Raw genomic sequence first — 16,277 nt, forward strand, 5'->3', positions numbered from 1 at the left:
AAGCTTGCGGCGCGTCGGGCAGTCTGTGGACCTGCCCGGTAAAGCACGACGTTGGGGCCATGATCTTCGAGGCTCGCGCCAAAGTGGCTCCGTAAAGCCGTGGAGCCGACCGCCCCAGCCACGACGTACCCCCCGGAACCCGTGTGCGGCTCGATCCGTCCGGCCGCCCACCGTCGATGACAGGCGCGTCGCCCCCTGGATGCCGGAACGCGTCTTCGCCGTCCGGGCCGGCATGCCCGAGCGGTTCCGGGCCATGGTCGACCTGGGTGGCGGCTGCGGTCTGCGCCAGGGCGAGATCCTCGGCGTGGCCGTCGACGCGATCGACTTCGAGTCGGACACGCTGCACGTGGTCCAGCAACTCAAGCTGAGCCGAAGCAGGGCGGCTTCGCTCCGCCCAGGGGGACAAGCTCCGGGACGTGCCGCTTCCCGGGCCGGTCGCTGATGCCCTGCGGGCCCACGTGAAGCGGTTCCCGCCGGTCGACGTCACCTTGCCGTGGAAAGTGGCGGGCTGGCCTCCGGTGACCAAGCGGCTGATGTTCACCGGACCGCGCGGGGGTCACATCTGGCGCACATCCCTCAACGAGGAAGCGTGGAAGCGGGCGCTCGCCGAGGCTGGGGTGATCCCCGAGCGCAAGCGGGGCGAACCGTACGCCGAGTCCCGCGAGAACGGCATGCACGCCCTCCGGCACTTCTACGCCTCGGTGCTCCTGGACGCCGGGGAGAACATCAAGGCCCTCGCCGAGTACCTGGGCCACTCCGACCCGGGGCTGACACTCCGCGTCTGTGCGCACCTCATGCCCTCCAGCCGGGAGTGGACCAGCAGAGCCGTGTCTGACGTCTGTTCGAAGCGTCTGCACCCCGAACCGTGAGAGCCGCAGGTGGTCCGGCAGGATGCTCGGACCTGGTCACTTCGGGGAGGGAAATGCATGGACCCGACAAATGACGTCATCAATCTGATCCACCTGGCCGACAGGCCCGGCACCAGCGGACACAGTGTCTCCGTGCGCATCCTGGGCCGCTATCAACCGGGAATCCTGACCGGCCACGACTTCCTCGACTGCGAGATCGTCGTCAAGGCGGAATCCGTCGACGGCAACTTCTCGGTAACCCTTCTCCCTGAGGACCTGGAGGACTGGGAGGACGCCTTGGCAACCCTGGAGTCCCGCCGGTTCGCCATGTGGCTCACATCCGGGCGGACTCCTTCGATGAAGTTCAAGCCTGACGAGAGCGGCGGGCTCTGGGTGTCCGTGCACGATGGACCGTCGTCAGGAGTCACTGTCACCGTCCCACTGTTCGTGCCCCCACCGAACTGGGTCACCGAGCAGCGTGACCTGCTCGCCCAGGCCCGCGAGGCCTACCCCCGCGAGGTCGTCGAGACATCACCCGGCGCCTACGAGTGGCGGCGTGCTCGCAACGTCTGACGGCCCGAACGAGCAACTGACGGCCCACAGACGGCCCAGCCCCACCAAAAAGCCCCCGCACCGCGAAGAACTCGCAGTTCGGGGGCTTGCTGGCGTCCGCTTACTTCTTCTTGCCCTGGTTCTTGACCGCCTCGATCGCCGCCGCGGCCGCGTCCGGGTCCAGATACGTCCCGCCCGGGTTCAGCGGCTTGAAGGACGCGTCCAGTTCGTAGGCCAGGGGGATGCCCGTCGGGATGTTCAGGCCCGCGATGTCCGCGTCCGAGATGCCGTCGAGGTGCTTGACGAGGGCGCGGAGGGAGTTGCCGTGGGCGGCGACGAGGACCGTGCGGCCGGCGAGGAGGTCGGGGACGATGCCGTCGTACCAGTACGGGAGCATGCGGGCGACGACGTCCTTGAGGCACTCCGTGCGCGGGCGCAGCTCCGGCGGGATCGTCGCGTAGCGCGGGTCGTCCGACTGGGAGAACTCCGTGCCGTCCTCGAGGGGCGGCGGCGGGGTGTCGTAGGACCGGCGCCACAGCATGAACTGCTCCTCGCCGAACTCCGCGAGGGTCTGCGCCTTGTCCTTGCCCTGGAGGGCGCCGTAGTGGCGCTCGTTCAGGCGCCAGCTGCGGTGGACCGGGATCCAGTGGCGGTCGGCGGCCTCCAGCGACAGCTGCGCCGTGCGGATCGCGCGCTTCTGGAGGGAGGTGTGGACCACGTCGGGGAGCAGGCCGGCGTCCTTGAGCAGCTCACCGCCGCGGACCGCCTCCTTCTCGCCCTTGTCGTTCAGGTTGACGTCCACCCAGCCGGTGAACAGGTTCTTCGCGTTCCACTCGCTCTCGCCGTGGCGGAGGAGGATCAGCTTGTACGGTGCGTCGGCCATGCCTCAGAGCGTAATCCACGCATTCGGGCCCCCGCCCGGCGCCCGGCTCCCCGCCCCACAGTTGACGGCTTCTGTTAATTGAGTGGTCCGCCACGACCTCCCCTTCGTAAGTTGTGCTCGCGGCCATCGCCGCTTACACGTCAGCTGTCCGACCGTGGGGGAACGATCCATGTCACTCGCCGCCCTGAGACGCGCCGCCCGGGAGACCGTCTCCGGCCTGCCCCGCGAGTTCTGGTGGCTGTGGACCAGCACCCTCGTCAACCGGCTCGGCGCGTTCGTCTCCACGTTCATGGCCCTGTACCTGACCCTCGACCGCGGCTACTCCGCGACCTACGCCGGCCTCGTCGCCTCCCTCTACGGCCTCGGCGGCGTCGTCTCCTCCCTCGGCGCGGGCGTGCTGACCGACCGCATCGGCCGCCGCCACCCTCCTCATCGCGCAGTCGTCGACCGCCGCGTCCGTGGCGCTGCTCGGCTTCATGCACGACCCGGTCGCCATCCCCGCCGTCGCGTGCCTGGTCGGGGCGGCGAGCAACGCGTCCCGCCCGGCGGTGCAGGCGATGATGGCCGACATCGTGCGCCCCGAGGACCGTGTCCGCGCGTTCTCGCTCAACTACTGGGCCATCAACCTCGGCTTCGCCGTCTCGTCCATGGCGGCCGGCTTCATCGCCGAGGTCAGCTATCGCGCCGGGTTCCTGCTGGAGGCCGGGATGACGGCGGTCTGCGCGGTCGTGGTGTTCCTGCGGTTGCCCGAGTCCCGGCCGACCGTCGCGGCGGACGCCGGCAAGGGGGCGGCCGACGCGGTCGGGCTCGGGACCGTTCTGCGCGACGGGCGGTTCATGAGCGTCGTAGGACTGTCCTTCCTCGTCGCGGTCGTCTTCCAGCAGGGCTCGGTCGGGCTGCCGGTCGCGATGGGCGAGGCGGGGTTCACGCCCGCGGACTACGGCACCGCGATCGCCGTCAACGGCTTCCTCATCGTCGTCCTTCAGATCCCGGTCACTCGTCTCATCGAACACCGGGACGCCAAGCGGCTGTTGGTGGTCTCGTCGATCCTCGCGGGCTACGGCTTCGGGCTCACCGCGTTCGCCGGCTCGGTCGGTGTCTTCACCCTCACGGTGTGCGTGTGGACCCTCGGCGAGATGATCAACGCCCCGACGCAGACGGGCCTGGTCGTCCGCCTCTCCCCGGTCCAGGGACGCGGCCGGTACCAGGGCATGTACACCCTGTCCTGGGCGGTCGCCGCGCTGGTCGCCCCGCTGATGTCGGGTGCCGTCATCGACCACTTCGGCGCGGAGTGGCTGTGGGCGATGTGCGCGGCGGTGGGCACGGTGGCGGCGGTGGGCTACGGCGCGCTGATGCGCCGGGTCCCGGCCGCCGGACCTACGGCCGTGGAGGCACCGGCCGCGGCGAAGCCCGAGGTCAGCGCCGCCTGAGCGGGAGAGGAGGGGAGGGTGAGGCGGGCTACGGGTGCATCCGCGCCCCCTTCACCACCTTGTCCACGCCGTTGCGCGGCCCGTACACGGCCAGCCCGACCACATCCAGCTCGGCCGTGGCGACGGCCCGGACGGCGGCCCGGTTGTCGCGGTCGTTGCCGGTGGTGAAGAGGTCGGAGGTGAAGAGCGAGCGGGGCAGGGCGCGGGACAGGGCCCGCCCGTGGGCCGCCACCAGGACCTCCTTCGTGGCCTCGAAGACCATCACCGGCTGCCGGAACATCGGGAGGTAGCCGACCCCGTCGGCGTCCTCGTACGGCTCCCCGATGACCTCGGGAATCTGCGATCCCAGGCCGCTGACCAGGAACGACGTGACGTTCAGCCGCTGCCAGGTCTCCAGGTCGTCCCGCAGCAGGACGGCGATCTTGGTGTCGAAGCGGACCGGTCCGGCGGCGGCAGCAGTGGTGGTGGTGGCGGTGGCGGCAGCCGTGGAGGTGACGGCGGTGGTGTCGGTGCTCATACGTCGAGACTGCCGACCGCCCCGCGGCTCCGTCTTGTACGTTCTTTGCATGGCCTCGCAGCCCGGCCCGTCCCGCCCCGAACAGGAAGTCTCCGCCTGGCGCCCCCGTATCCCCGGTGTCGTCGAGGTCTTCCACGCCCACTTCACCGAGTACGCGTATCCGATGCACGTGCATGACGCGTGGACGCTGCTGATCGTGGACGACGGCGCCGTACGGTACGACCTCGACCGGCACGAGCACGGCACCCCGCACGACACCGTGTCCCTGCTGCCGCCGCACGTCCCGCACAACGGCTCCCCCGCCACCCCGCACGGCTTCCGCAAGCGCGTCCTCTATCTCGACGGCACGCACCTCCCGGACGACCTGATCGGTTCCGCCGTCGACAGTCCCGACCTCCGTGACCCCGAACTCCGGCTGCGGGTGGGCCAGTTGCACACCGCGCTGGGCCACCCCGGCGACGAACTGGAGGCGGAGAGCCGCCTGTCGCTCATCGCCGAACGGCTGCACGCCCATCTGCGGCCGTCCACCACCCCCACCCCCTTCGCCCCTTTCGCCCCCACCCTCGCCCGCGACCTCCGCGAACTCCTCGACGAGCACGTCACCGAGGGCATCGCCCTCGACGAGGCCGCGCGGCTCGTGCACGCCCATCCGGCCCATCTGGTCCGGGCGTTCAGCGGCGCGTACGGCATCGCACCGCACCAGTACCTGATGTCCCGGCGCGTCGACCACGCCCGCCGCCTCCTCCTGGAGGGCCGCCCGCCGGGCGAGGTGGCCACGGTGACCGGGTTCTACGACCAGTCCCATCTCACCCGCCATTTCCGGAAGTTGGTCGGGGTCACCCCAGGGCGTTATTCACGCGACAGGGGTCGGCGTGGTGACTAGATTCCGCGCATGGACTGGCACGAGTGGCACGATGCCTACGACTCCCCCGACTCCTACCTGAGTCGGCGCCTGGCCCTCATCCAGGAACGGATCCGTGCCGCCCTCGACACCGCCCCGCCGGGCCCCCTCACCGCGATCAGCCTCTGCGCGGGACAGGGCCGCGACCTGATCGGCGTCCTGGCCGACCACCCCCGCGGCCGTGAAGTCCGCGCCCGGCTGGTCGAGTTGGACGAACGGAACGTGGAGGCGGCGATCCGCGCGGCCCGCGCCGCGGACCTCCCCGGCGTCGAAGTCGTCGCCGGGGACGCCGCGTTGACGGACCAGTACGCCGAACTCGCCCCCGCCGACCTCGTCCTGGTCTGCGGCCTCCTCGGCAACATCACCGACGCCGACGTCGAACGCGTCCTCGACCACTGCACCGCCCTGTGCCGCACGGGCGGCACACTCGTCTGGACCCGCAGCCGCGACCTGCTCCCCGACCTCGTCCCCCAGGTCTGCGCCTGGCTGGAGGAGCGCGGCTTCGAGCGCCTGTGGCTGTCGGAGCCGTCGATCCCCCAGTCCGTCGGCGCCCACCGCTTCACCGCCGAACCCCGCCGACTCCCCACCGCCACCCGCATGTTCGACTTCGTCGGCTACGACGTCCTGCGCCGCACCTGACCCACAGCCGCCGCTGCACCTACAGCCGCCGCTGCGCCTCGTACAGGTTCCGCGGCCGTACGACATCGGTCGTGCCGTAGAGCTCCAGGCGTGTGTGCAGGTCGTCGGTGAAGTCGGGGACGTCGATCTGGTCGAAATCGGTGACCGTGTTGAGGCCCACCGTGGCGCTGTACGGGGCGAGTTGGTCGAGCTTCATCAGCCCGGCGCGGCCGTTGGTGACGCGGATGTTCCAGTGGGTGAAGCGGGCGCCGAAGAGCGGCCCGGCGCTCGCGTCACCGCCGTGGCGGCCGTCGTTGTCCACCGTGATGTCGGTGCGGACGTTGGCGAAGGGCAGCCCGCGGTGGCTGTCGAAGGTGCCCATGCGCATGTCCCCGCGCGACCAGACGTTGTACGACGACAGGCCCTCGACATTGATGCCGTGGAGCTGGGTGTTGGCGGGGGCCGGGACCGTGCGCCGCTCGATGGTGAAGTCCTCGACGAGGTTGTCGTGCGAGCCCTCGCGGCAGAAGTAGGGGTGGTGGGAGCCGCGGCCCGCCACCGTCGTACGGCGCAGTGTGCACGCCGAGGCGGCCACCAGGCCGAAGCCGTTGTCGACGTGCCGGACCGTCACGTCGTCGACCCAGCAGTCGTAGGCGCACTGGAGGACCACCCCGTTGTAGCCCAGGTCGAGGAGGTGGGGCTGCTGCGGGGTCTCCACCGCCTCCAGGGTGAGGGCTTCGACACCGGATCCCGTCAACTCCAATACGTGAGTCGTGAGTTGGGGGTTCCACTCGGGGCGGAGGTCGAGGGGCAGCGGGCGTTCGAGGGTCACCGTGCGGCCGTGGACGTGGGCGACGCGGACGGGCCATTCGTAGGGGACGTACGACAGGAGCTTCGTCTTGTCGTCCCAGTAGTACGCCTCGGGGCCGGGGCCGCCGCCCGCCATGTGCTCCAGGAGGGTGTGGCCGGAGTCGTCGGAGAGGCGGAGCAACACCAGTTCGCCGGGCCTCAGTCGGGAGGCGTCCGCCACCGTCACCGTCCAGGCTCCCTGGCGGGCCGGTTCGACGGTCGTCAACTGCCGCCATTCGTCACGCTTGTTGCCGGTCCAGCCCTCGAAGGGCCAGGTCTTCGCCCGGATCGCGGCGACCAGGGAGTCCCAACGGGCCGCCGGGGCGAGCCAGATGAGGCCTCCGGCCCAGGACCAGGACGACTTGTCGCCGCCGTAGCGGGAGCCGTAGACGCCGATCAGTTCGGTCAGGTTCCGCGTCGCGTACAGCTTCGTACGGCCGCTGCCGGAGCCCCGCAGGACGACCCCGGAGTGGCCGACGCGGATCACGTCGTCGATACGGAAGGTGCCGGGCGGGATGAGCACCGTGCCACCGCCGGCCCTGCCGGCAGCGGCGATGGCACGGTTGATCGCGGGGGCGGAGTCGGTCACGCCGTCGGCGACGGCGCCGTAGCGGCGGACGTCGAGGACGAGGGGGCTCCGGGGGTGGCGTCGGGCGCCCGCTCTGCCGATGTACGGGATCTGCGGGTGGGTGTAGGGGGTGCGGGCGAACTCCCGCCAGAGGGACGGGACCTGGGCGGTGGTGGCCGCTCTCGCCGTGCCGGTCGCCGCGCCCAGCGCCACGGCTGTCGCGGTGCCGAGCAGGGCTCGTCTGGTGAAGCGGGGATTGCTCATGTCCGTACGCCCTTCCATGCGGCTCTTCATGGATGTGAACGACGTTCAGATCTGCGTCAGCCGTGAGCATGCCACGGAGCCGGGAAGGAGCGGAAGATGCCGAACAAAGACCGAACCAAGATGCCGTAGGGAGCCCTACGGAGGGGAGTCGGCCGGGATCAGTCGGTCGGCTGGGTCGGCCGCTGGGTCAGGTGTGTGAACGCGTCCAGGTTCCGCGTCGACTCCCCCCGCGACACCCGCCACGCGTACTCCTTGCGGATCGCGGTGGCGAAGCCCAGTTCCAGGAGGGTGTTGAAGCTGCCGTCGGCGGCCTCCAGGACCTGGCCGAGGAGGCGGTCGATCTCGGCGTCGGTGACGGCGGACAGCGGAAGCCGCCCGGTGACGTACACGTCACCGAGCTGGTCGACGGCGTAACTCACGCCGTACAGCTTGAGGTTGCGCTCCAGGAGCCAGCGGTGGACGGCCGTCTCGTTCTCGTCCGGGTGGCGGACGACGAAGGCGTTGAGCGAGAGGGAGTGGCGGCCGACGAGGAGGGAGACGGTCGTCGACAGCTTGCGGGTGCCGGGGAGTTGGACGACGAACGTGCCCGACTCCGGGCTCTCCCAGTCGAGTTCGGCTCCCTTGAGGAAACCCTCGATGACCTGCGCCGCCCGCTCCTGGTCCGCTGCTGACTCACCCATGGTGCGAGCGTACGTGACGGCGGTGGGCCTGTGCCGCGGCCGTGTAGACGTCGGCCGTGGCGGCGGCGGCCGTGTCCCAGCCGAAGCACTGCGCGTGCCGGGCGGCGGCCTCGCCCATGCGGGGCGCGCGCGCCGGGTCGTCCGCGAGGTCGCGCAGCACGCGCGCGTAGGCGGCGGGGTCGTGGCCCTGGACCAGGAAGCCGGTCTCGCCGTCGCGCACGGCGACCGGGAGGCCGCCCACGGAGGCCGCGAGCACCGGCGTACCGGCCGCCTGCGCCTCTATGGCGACCAGCCCGAAGGACTCGCTGTACGACGGCATGACCAGCACGGACGCGGCACGGAACCAGTCGGCGAGCTGCTCCTGCCCGACCGGCGGCCGGAACCGTACGACGTCGGCGATGCCGAGCCGCGCGGCGAGCTTCTGCAAACCCTCGGGCTTGGCGAGGCCGCTGCCGCTGGGGCCGCCGACGATCGGGACGACGATGTTCGAGCGCAGCTCGGGCCGCTCGTCGAGCAGCACGGCGACCGCGCGCAGCAGCACGTCAGGCGCCTTCAGGGGCTGGATGCGGCCGGCGAAGAGCGGGATCAGGGCGTCCTGCGGGAGCCCGAGGCGGGCGCGGGCGGCGGCGCGGCCGTCCGCCGGGCGGAAGCGTTCGAGATTGACGCCGGGGTGCACGACGGCGACCTTCGCGGGGTCGGCCGAGTAGTGCCGTACGAGTTCGTCGGCCTCTTCGGCGGTGTTGGCGATCAGCCGGTCCGCGGCCGAGACGATCTGTGTCTCGCCGATGACGCGGGCGGCGGGTTCGGGGGTGTCGCCGTCGGCCAGGTTGGCGTTCTTGACCTTGGCCATCGTGTGCATCGCGTGCACCAGGGGCACGCCCCAGCGCTGGGCGGCGAGCCAGCCGACGTGGCCGGAGAGCCAGTAGTGCGAGTGGACGAGGTCGTAGTACCCGGGGCGGTGGCCGGCCCACGCCTGCATCACCCCGTGCGTGAACGCGCAGAGCTGGGCGGGGAGTTCCTCCTTGGCGAGCCCCTCGTACGGCCCCGCGTCGACGTGCCGCACGAGCACGCCGGGTGCCAGTTCGACGGCCGGGGGGAGGGCGGCGGTGGTGGCCCGCGTGAAGATCTCCACCTCGATGTTGATCGCGGCGAGGCGCTGCGCGAGCTCCACGATGTAGACGTTCATGCCGCCCGCGTCGCCCGTGCCGGGCTGGTGCAGCGGTGAGGTGTGCACGGAGAGCATGGCGACCCGGCGTGGCTTGCGGTGCAGCCGCAACCGTGACGACGAGGCCGTGGAACGGCGCCCGAGCCTGGTCCCGTACTGGCTCACGTGGCGTTCCTCCTCGCTGCGGGCATGACTGCGGGAGGGCGTGGGGTCCCTCCAGGTGTCTGCAACGCCGGGGGCGGGGGGTCGCATTCCGGGAGCGAAGGATTTTGCCTAGACGTTGCCGGGGGTCGGGCAACTGTTCGAGGGTGTGGGGCGTCGGGGGTGACCGGGGTGGGGGCTCGGGTTGTTTGCCGGGTGGAGTTGGAGGCTCAGGTTGTGTCCGGAGTGCGGGTGGGGTGTGGGTCGGGTTGGGGGTGGGTTGTTCCGTTGTGTGCGGGGTGCCGGTGAGTGGGGGCTTGTCGCGCAGTTCCCCGCGCCCCTTAGGGGGTGGGGGTGGGCGGGGTCGGTTCGTCTGGGGTGCCGTGTGGTCATGACCATGGCGTGACCATTCGCAGGGGCGTACCCGACCTCACCTTCGCCACGTCTTGACCCGCGGCGCCGCAACCGTGACAGGGGGCTCACAGGTCTTGTAAGCGCGTCCGACCCCGGACTCCCCAACGTAAGGACAGACGTGTCACTCTCTCCCCGCGCCGCCGGAGCGGCCCGCGTCCTGGGCACCTCGGCCGCCGCGGTCGCGCTCTCCCTCGCCGCCGCCCACACCGCGCTCGCGTGCAACATCGGCGACTTCACGGCGACCGCCCTCTGCGACGCCCACGACAACGGCGTCATCCGCGTCACCGACAAGGACGCGAGCGGCACCCCGGCCAAGATCAGCCTGTACATCCAGCTCAGCATGCCCGGCGGGGAACGGTGGTCCGACACCCAGACCATCGAGCACCCCACCGCGGAGGGCACCAGCGTCGACCTCCACCCGCAGGACTGGCACCCCGGCGTCTCCTACCGCGTCCATGTCCAGGCCGGCGACCAGGTGGACGACGACATCACCCCGCTGGTGGTCATCCCGGACGTGACATGCGGAGCGTCGGCATCGGCTTCCGCATCCGCCGAGCCGTCGATGTCCTCGACACCGTCCCCCGCCTCCTCCGCGACCCCGAGCGCGACGCCCTCGTCGTCCCCCTCCTCCGCCGAGAGCAGCAGCCCGGTGCCCGCGGCGAGCAGCGCCCCGTCCCCGGCCGGCGGCGGCACCCACCTCGCTGACACCGGCGCGAGCGACGGCACCACGGCATTCGCGGGCACCGCGGCGGCCCTGGTCGCGGCGGGCGGCGGCATCGTCGTAGCCCTGCGCCGAAGGTCGACGGCACGCGGCTCGCGCTGATCGGCCGGGGCGGACCGGCCGGGTCGTGCCGTGAGTGCGGCGGGGGCGTGCTGCTCACCGGGGCGGCACGGCCTGGCTCCCGCCGGGAAGCCGCATACCCTCGTACCCATGAAAGCCCGCGCAGCGACCCGCCCCATCGGTACGGCGACGCGCGGCACCACCAATCCCAACCGCCTGCGCCGCATGGACCGCTGGATCGCGGCCACGCACGGCGCCGAGCTGCGCCGGACCGCCGCCCCCGTCGCGGTGGACCTCGGATACGGCGCCGCGCCCTGGACCGCCGTAGAACTGCTGGCGCGTCTGCGGACCGTCGCCCCGCGGACCCATGTGGTCGGCATCGAGATCGACCCCGCACGGGTCGCCGCGGCGAAACCCTACGAGCGCGACGGCCTCACCTTCCGGCACGGCGGGTTCGAGATCCCGCTCGCGCAGCGCCCGTCCCTGATCCGCGCGGCGAACGTCCTGCGGCAGTACGACGAGGCACAGGTCGCCGAGGTGTGGGCGCACCTGTGCGGACGGCTCGCGCCGGCGTCAGCGGGCTCCCGGGGCGGGCTCCTCGTCGAGGGGACCTGCGACGAGATCGGGCGGCGGCACGTATGGGTCGCGCTGGGTCCTGAGGGACCCCGCACGGTCACCTTCGCCGCGCGCCTCGGCTCCCTGGAACGGCCCTCCGACCTCGCCGAACGCCTGCCCAAGGCCCTCATCCACCGCAACGTCCCCGGCGAACCGGTACATGCCTTCCTCCGCGACTTCGACCGCGCCTGGGCCGCCGCCTCCCCCTACGCCTCCTACGGCGCCCGCCAGCGCTGGATCCGCGCGGTACGGGACCTCACCGCGGACTGGCCGGTGACGGACGGACCGGTGCGCTGGCGGCAGGGCGAAGTGACCGTGTCCTGGGGGGCGTTGGCGCCACGCGGGTGAATCCGGTTGCGGGTGGGGCGCGTGGGGAACGATCCCCTGCGGCCGGACGTCACACGAGCGGGGAGATCGTCACCGGGCATGACCTGGAAGGAAAGGAGAGAAGTACGGGAAGTACTACCTCTGTCGTTTTCTGTAGGGACATGGCACGATCCCCCAGGCGTCCGTAAGTTACTGACGGGCAATCAGATTGCGGTCACAGACGGCTGACGTGGATGTGGGGGCAGGGGATGAGCACGGGGACGGACAGGGGCACGGGCAGGCGGGCCCTGATCACCACGGCCGTGGCGGTCGTCTGCGCGGTCACCGTACTCGCGGCACCCGGCACCGCGTTCGCGAGCCCGGCACCCACCCCGACCCCCTCGGCGACCCCGTCCGCGTCCGCAACGCCCGTGAGCAACAAGGACCTTGAGGCCGTACGCACCAAGCTCGACGCCCTCTATCACGCCGCCTCCGTCGCCACCGACGCCTACAACGCGGCCGAGGAGCAGACGAAGAAGCAGTCCGCGGAGATCGTCGAGCTGGCCAAGAAGATCGTCAAGGGCCAGGAGAAACTGGACGAGTTGAAGGACCGTGCCGGCGCCGCGGCCCGCTCCCAGTACCGCACGGGCGGCATCCCGGACGAGGCGCAGCTGCTGCTGAGCGACAACCCGCAGGCGTTCCTGGACGGTACGGGCCGGGTGCTCCAAGGCCAGCGCGCCACCAAGGGCCTGATCTCCGAACTGACCCGCACCCAGCAGGACTTGAAGCAGTACACCGCCGACGCGTCCGCGCAGTGGCAGCAGTTGGAGAAGAACCGCCAGGCCAAGGCCGCCGCCACGAAGAAGATCACGACCCAGATCGCGGCGGCCGAGAAGCTCGAGTCCCAGTTGGAGAAGCAGGAGAAGGAGCGGCTGGCCAAGCTGGAGCAGCAGGCCGCCCTGAAGGCGCAGACCGCCTGGCTCGACTCCGGCGCGCTCAAGGACGCCACCGGCAAGGCGACCTCGCCGGGCAAGGCCGCGGTGGCCTACGCGACGGCCCAGCTCGGCAAGCCGTACGAATGGGGCGCCGAGGGCCCGTCGACGTACGACTGCTCGGGGCTGACCTCGCAGGCCTGGGCGAGCGCGGGCCACCCGATCCCGCGCACCTCGCAGGAGCAGTGGAAGCAGCTCCCGCACGTCGCCGTGAAGGACATGCGCCCCGGCGACCTCATCATCTACTTCGCCGACGCCAGTCATGTCGCCCTGTACATCGGCGACGGCGCGATCATCCACGCCCCGCGACCGGGGCGGACAGTGACGGTCGCGGGGGCGGGCTCCATGCCGATATTGGGTGTTGTACGCCCGGATGCGTGATACGTCCCGTCAACGGGCGTAGGCCTGCCGGTGACCCCGGCCACGTGACCCAGCGCACGCACCGCCCGCGCCAAACCCCCGCCCGGCGTGACCTTCGTCATCCCAGGGTAAGAGCCGCCTCGCCCAACTCCCGTACGGAACACGGCATATGACAGTGGCCGCCTGCCAGGCGACCTGTCTCACACCATTCCTTTACTGCGCCCACTACCGCTATGGTCCCCGTCGGTGGGTCGAGGTCCCTCGCCCCACCGTGCCCTCGGGGGGAGGGAAGGAACCAGGACGATGCCCGCACCCATACCGCGGCAGAGAGCGATCCCGGCCGCGGAAAGTGGTCAGGCGCCGGCCGAGCCCGCGATCGACGGACCCTTCGGAGACCGCTCCGGAGACATCACCGGCGACAGCTCCGACGGCAGCCCCGGCGGCAGCTCAGGCGGCAGCTCCACGACCGTGTCCGGACCCGTTTCCGGAGACGTGGACGCCCCGCGCCCGCAGGACACGACCGACGAGAACACGGCCGACGGCGCCGAGAACGGCGAGAGGGCCGACCAGGCCGAGGCCGCGCCCCGCGCTGCCCACTCCCCCGCCCACGCCGCCCCCGCCGGCCACCTCACCCTCCTGATGATCGAGGACGACCCCGGCGGCTCGCCGGTCGTGCCCGAGCTGCTCGACCCGACCGGCAAACCGATCCGGGTCCGCACCGCCCGCAACCTCACCGAGGCCGAGCGGCTGCTCACCGACGACGTGCACTGCATCCTGCTCGACCTCGCGCTGCCCGCCCCGGCCCGCGCGGCGGACGGCACCGACGACGAGCTCGCCGTACTCAAGCACGTACTGCGGCTCGCCCCGCACCACGCCGTCCTCGCCCTCACCGCGTCCGGCGACACCGAGCGCGGCGCCGAGGCGGTCCGCGTGGGCGCCCAGGACTACCTCTTCCGCGACGAACTCGACGGGCGGCTGCTCAGCCGCGCCATCCGCTACGCCGTGGAGCGCAAGCGCTCGGACCGCGCGGAGCGCAAGCTCACCGAGTCCAAGCTGCGCGCCCAGGAGAACGCCCGCCTCGAACGCGGCCTGCTGCCCACCCCCCTCCTGGAGGGCTCCCCGCTCCGCTTCGCCGCCCGCTACCGCCCCGGCCGCTCCCGCGCGCTGCTCGGCGGCGACTTCTACGACACCGTGCGCACCCCCGACGGGACCGTGCACGCGATGATCGGCGACGTCTGCGGCCACGGCCCCGACGAGGCCGCGCTCGGCGTCGAACTCCGCATCGCCTGGCGCGCGCTGACCCTGGCGGGCCTCTGCGGCGACCAGTTGCTCGGCACGCTTCAGCAGGTCCTGGAGCACGAGCGCTCCGACGACGAGATCTTCGCGACGCTCTGCACGGTCGACATCGCTCCCGACGGCCGCCGCGCGGGCCTCTGCCTGGCCGGCCACCCGTCCCCGCTGCTCGCCCGCCCCGGCCGCCCCGCGGAACTTCTCCCCTTCGACAACAACGGCCCCGCTCTCGGCCTGCTGCCCGGTGCCCGCTGGCCCCGGATGCAGGTCGAACTGGGCGCGGAGTGGAGTCTGATGCTCTACACCGACGGCCTGATCGAGGGCCGGGTCGGTGAGGGCCGCCGTGAACGGCTCGGCCAGGAGGGCATGGTGGCCATGGTCCGCCGCCAACTCGCCGAGGGCCTGCGGGGCGAGGAACTGCTCCGGGCCGCGGTCAACGAGGTCCGCGACCTCAACGGCGGCGAGCTGACAGACGACGTGGCGGTGCTGATGCTGGAGCGGACGCCGTAGCTTCGGGGCGGGGGGTCGGTGTGGGGGGCGCGTCGTACGGCTGACGGGAGCGGTCGGTGCGGGGCCGCCGTACGGCTGACGGGAGCTGTCGGTGCAGGTGCCGCCGTATCGCTGAAGCGCGGTCGGTGTGGGGGCCGCCGTAGGGCTCGGCGAGGGGTCGGCGTAGGAGCCGCTGTACGGCTGAAGCGAGCGGTTGGTGCGGGTCCGCCGTAGGGCTGAAGCGAGCGGTCAGTGCCGGTGCCGCCGTAGGGCTGAAGCGCGGTCGGTGTGGGGGCCGCCGTAAGGCTCAAGCGAGCGGTCGGCGTAGGAGCCGCCGTACGGCTGAAGCGAGCGGTTGGTGCCGGGGCCGCCGTAGGGCTCTGCGAGGGGTCGGCGTGGAGCCGCCGTAGGGCTCGGCGAGCGGTCGGCGTAGGGACCGCCTACGGCTTCAGCGGCCGCCGTTGTACGGGCCGTACGGGCCGTCGCTGCTGGAGCCGCCTCTGCGGCTGCGGCCGCCGCCGGGGAGGCCGCGGAGGGCCGGGCGGACGTCGACCATGTACACGATGGTCGCGACGAGGCCGATGATCGGCAGGAACGACAGGATGTTGAAGATGAGGTTCACCACGAAGGCGAGCCCCAGGATGATCAGCCAGAACGGCTTGGTCTTCTTGTCCGCCGCGCGATAGGCGTCCTCACGACGCGTGGCCGCGTCGACGAGCGCGAAGCCGCTGAAAACGATCAGGGCGACACTCAACAGCCACATGAACCCTGCGAAGCCCTGCATCAGCACTACGTCCACCACCCGACTCGGCCAGTTCCTGTCCGGTCACCGTACCGGCAACCGGATTCCCGCTACCCGAAGAACGGGCCGGGCACTCAAGGAGTGCCCGACCCGTTACCGATCACCCGTACGTGTCACTTGGCGGGCGGCGTGGTCTTCTTCGCGGTGGTGGTCTTGCGGGCCGGGGCCTTCTTCGCGGCGGGCTTCTTCGCCGGGGCGGCCGGGGCCGGGGTCTCGGCCTTCACCACGACGGGCTCGGCCACCGGCGTCACGACGGGCGCGGGGTCGGGCTCGACCGCGACGGCCAGCTCCTCGATCCCGTCGGCCGCCTCGCCGCGCCAGGTCTTCACGGCCTGCTCGCCGTGCTCGGCGACCTTCTCGTACGCCTCGCGCGCCTTGACGGCGTACTCGGCGGCGACGCCGACCCCGCGCAGCGCGAAGTCCTGGGCGGACTCGCCGAACTTCTTCAGGTCGGCGTCGAGGGTGCTGCTGAGCTTCTTGAAGTCACCGTCGAGGCTGGTGATGAACTCGTTGACCTTGGTCTGGAACGTCTCCTGCGCCTCCTTGGCCTTGGCACCGGCCTCCTTGGCACGGGCGGCGGCCTTCTCCTGCACGGCCTTCGGGTCGGTGCCGCGCACGGCGTCGATCCGGGCCGGCGCCTCGGCCCGCAACTGCTCGACCAGGCCGGGAACCTTCTTGGCCTGCTGGAGGGCGAGGTCGGCGGTGCCGGCGGCGAAGTAGAGGGGGGTGGGGTCGCTCAGGGTCTTGCGCAGGTCATCGGTGATGGCCATGGTGATGGACCTCCCGGTCGCTATCAGCTGAGGGTTTTGTGT

14 protein-coding genes and 2 pseudogenes are annotated in these 16,277 nt (G+C 71.5%); 9 read left to right on the forward strand and 7 right to left on the reverse strand.

Annotated elements, in window-relative coordinates:
- Window positions 1-130: 130 nt before the first annotated feature.
- Both ACIRB1_RS14375 and ACIRB1_RS14380 read left to right on the forward strand, forming a co-directional pair.
- Window positions 131-869 (forward strand): annotated as a pseudogene (locus ACIRB1_RS14375) (tyrosine-type recombinase/integrase); the annotation flags it as partial.
- Window positions 870-926: 57 nt separating this feature from the next.
- Window positions 927-1,421: a DUF5959 family protein gene (locus ACIRB1_RS14380; RefSeq protein ID WP_403465715.1), complete on the forward strand. Its 495-nt coding sequence runs from the start codon at window positions 927-929 to the stop codon at window positions 1,419-1,421.
- A gap of 100 nt (window positions 1,422-1,521) precedes the next feature.
- Here the strand turns inward: ACIRB1_RS14380 and ACIRB1_RS14385 are convergent, their stop codons facing one another.
- Window positions 1,522-2,283, reverse strand: a complete 762-nt coding sequence (locus tag ACIRB1_RS14385) for a phosphoglyceromutase (RefSeq protein ID WP_352183154.1) — start codon at window positions 2,281-2,283, stop codon at window positions 1,522-1,524.
- Window positions 2,284-2,452: 169 nt separating this feature from the next.
- Here ACIRB1_RS14385 and ACIRB1_RS14390 point away from each other — a divergent pair.
- Window positions 2,453-3,713, forward strand: a pseudogene (locus ACIRB1_RS14390) (MDR family MFS transporter).
- A gap of 28 nt (window positions 3,714-3,741) precedes the next feature.
- Here the strand turns inward: ACIRB1_RS14390 and ACIRB1_RS14395 are convergent.
- Entirely contained in the window at window positions 3,742-4,281 is a 540-nt protein-coding gene (locus ACIRB1_RS14395) for a DUF2000 family protein (RefSeq protein WP_403465717.1), read from the reverse strand.
- On the opposite strand from ACIRB1_RS14395, the gene ACIRB1_RS14400 reads away from it, so the two are divergent.
- Window positions 4,280-5,113: an AraC family transcriptional regulator gene (locus ACIRB1_RS14400; protein WP_403465718.1), complete on the forward strand. Its 834-nt coding sequence runs from the start codon at window positions 4,280-4,282 to the stop codon at window positions 5,111-5,113. The two genes, ACIRB1_RS14395 and ACIRB1_RS14400, sit on opposite strands and share 2 nt — an antisense overlap.
- A gap of 9 nt (window positions 5,114-5,122) precedes the next feature.
- The gene (locus ACIRB1_RS14405; protein WP_352183150.1) at window positions 5,123-5,770 is read left to right on the forward strand and encodes a class I SAM-dependent methyltransferase; all 648 of its coding nucleotides are present in this window, start codon (window positions 5,123-5,125) and stop codon (window positions 5,768-5,770) included.
- Window positions 5,771-5,789: 19 nt separating this feature from the next.
- Here the strand turns inward: ACIRB1_RS14405 and ACIRB1_RS14410 are convergent, their stop codons facing one another.
- The 3 genes from ACIRB1_RS14410 to mshA all read right to left on the reverse strand — a co-directional run bounded on the left by ACIRB1_RS14410 (window position 5,790) and on the right by mshA (window position 9,440).
- Window positions 5,790-7,430 carry a glycosyl hydrolase family 28-related protein gene (locus tag ACIRB1_RS14410; RefSeq protein WP_403465719.1) on the reverse strand — a complete coding sequence of 547 codons (1,641 nt, stop codon included), beginning with the start codon at window positions 7,428-7,430 and terminating at the stop codon, window positions 5,790-5,792.
- Window positions 7,431-7,588: 158 nt separating this feature from the next.
- Complete coding sequence (locus ACIRB1_RS14415) at window positions 7,589-8,110, reverse strand: YbjN domain-containing protein (RefSeq protein WP_352183148.1); 522 nt, start codon at window positions 8,108-8,110, stop codon at window positions 7,589-7,591.
- Window positions 8,103-9,440, reverse strand: a complete 1,338-nt coding sequence (gene mshA / locus ACIRB1_RS14420) for a D-inositol-3-phosphate glycosyltransferase (protein ID WP_352183147.1) — start codon at window positions 9,438-9,440, stop codon at window positions 8,103-8,105. Before mshA ends, ACIRB1_RS14415 begins: the two co-directional genes overlap by 8 nt.
- A gap of 508 nt (window positions 9,441-9,948) precedes the next feature.
- On the opposite strand from mshA, the gene ACIRB1_RS14425 reads away from it, so the two are divergent.
- From ACIRB1_RS14425 to ACIRB1_RS14440, 4 genes are all read left to right on the forward strand, one after another.
- Complete coding sequence (locus ACIRB1_RS14425; protein WP_403465720.1) at window positions 9,949-10,653, forward strand: LAETG motif-containing sortase-dependent surface protein; 705 nt, start codon at window positions 9,949-9,951, stop codon at window positions 10,651-10,653.
- Window positions 10,654-10,761: 108 nt separating this feature from the next.
- Window positions 10,762-11,574, forward strand: a complete 813-nt coding sequence (locus ACIRB1_RS14430) for a class I SAM-dependent methyltransferase (RefSeq protein ID WP_403465721.1) — start codon at window positions 10,762-10,764, stop codon at window positions 11,572-11,574.
- 227 nt (window positions 11,575-11,801) lie between these two features.
- The gene (locus ACIRB1_RS14435; RefSeq protein ID WP_403465722.1) at window positions 11,802-12,905 is read left to right on the forward strand and encodes an NlpC/P60 family protein; all 1,104 of its coding nucleotides are present in this window, start codon (window positions 11,802-11,804) and stop codon (window positions 12,903-12,905) included.
- A 282-nt stretch (window positions 12,906-13,187) separates the two neighbouring features.
- Window positions 13,188-14,684, forward strand: coding sequence for a PP2C family protein-serine/threonine phosphatase (locus ACIRB1_RS14440; RefSeq protein ID WP_403465723.1), 1,497 nt, complete (start codon window positions 13,188-13,190; stop codon window positions 14,682-14,684).
- 427 nt (window positions 14,685-15,111) lie between these two features.
- On the opposite strand, the gene ACIRB1_RS14445 is transcribed toward ACIRB1_RS14440, so the two are convergent.
- Together ACIRB1_RS14445 and ACIRB1_RS14450 are read right to left on the reverse strand one after the other, a co-directional pair.
- Window positions 15,112-15,447, reverse strand: coding sequence for a DUF2516 family protein (locus tag ACIRB1_RS14445; RefSeq protein WP_352183333.1), 336 nt, complete (start codon window positions 15,445-15,447; stop codon window positions 15,112-15,114).
- 131 nt (window positions 15,448-15,578) lie between these two features.
- Window positions 15,579-16,235: a hypothetical protein gene (locus tag ACIRB1_RS14450; protein ID WP_403465724.1), complete on the reverse strand. Its 657-nt coding sequence runs from the start codon at window positions 16,233-16,235 to the stop codon at window positions 15,579-15,581.
- Between the last annotated feature and the right edge of the window lie 42 nt (window positions 16,236-16,277).

It is taken from the genome of Streptomyces sp. NPDC096013 (assembly GCF_044763565.1).
GTDB lineage: Bacteria > Actinomycetota > Actinomycetes > Streptomycetales > Streptomycetaceae > Streptomyces.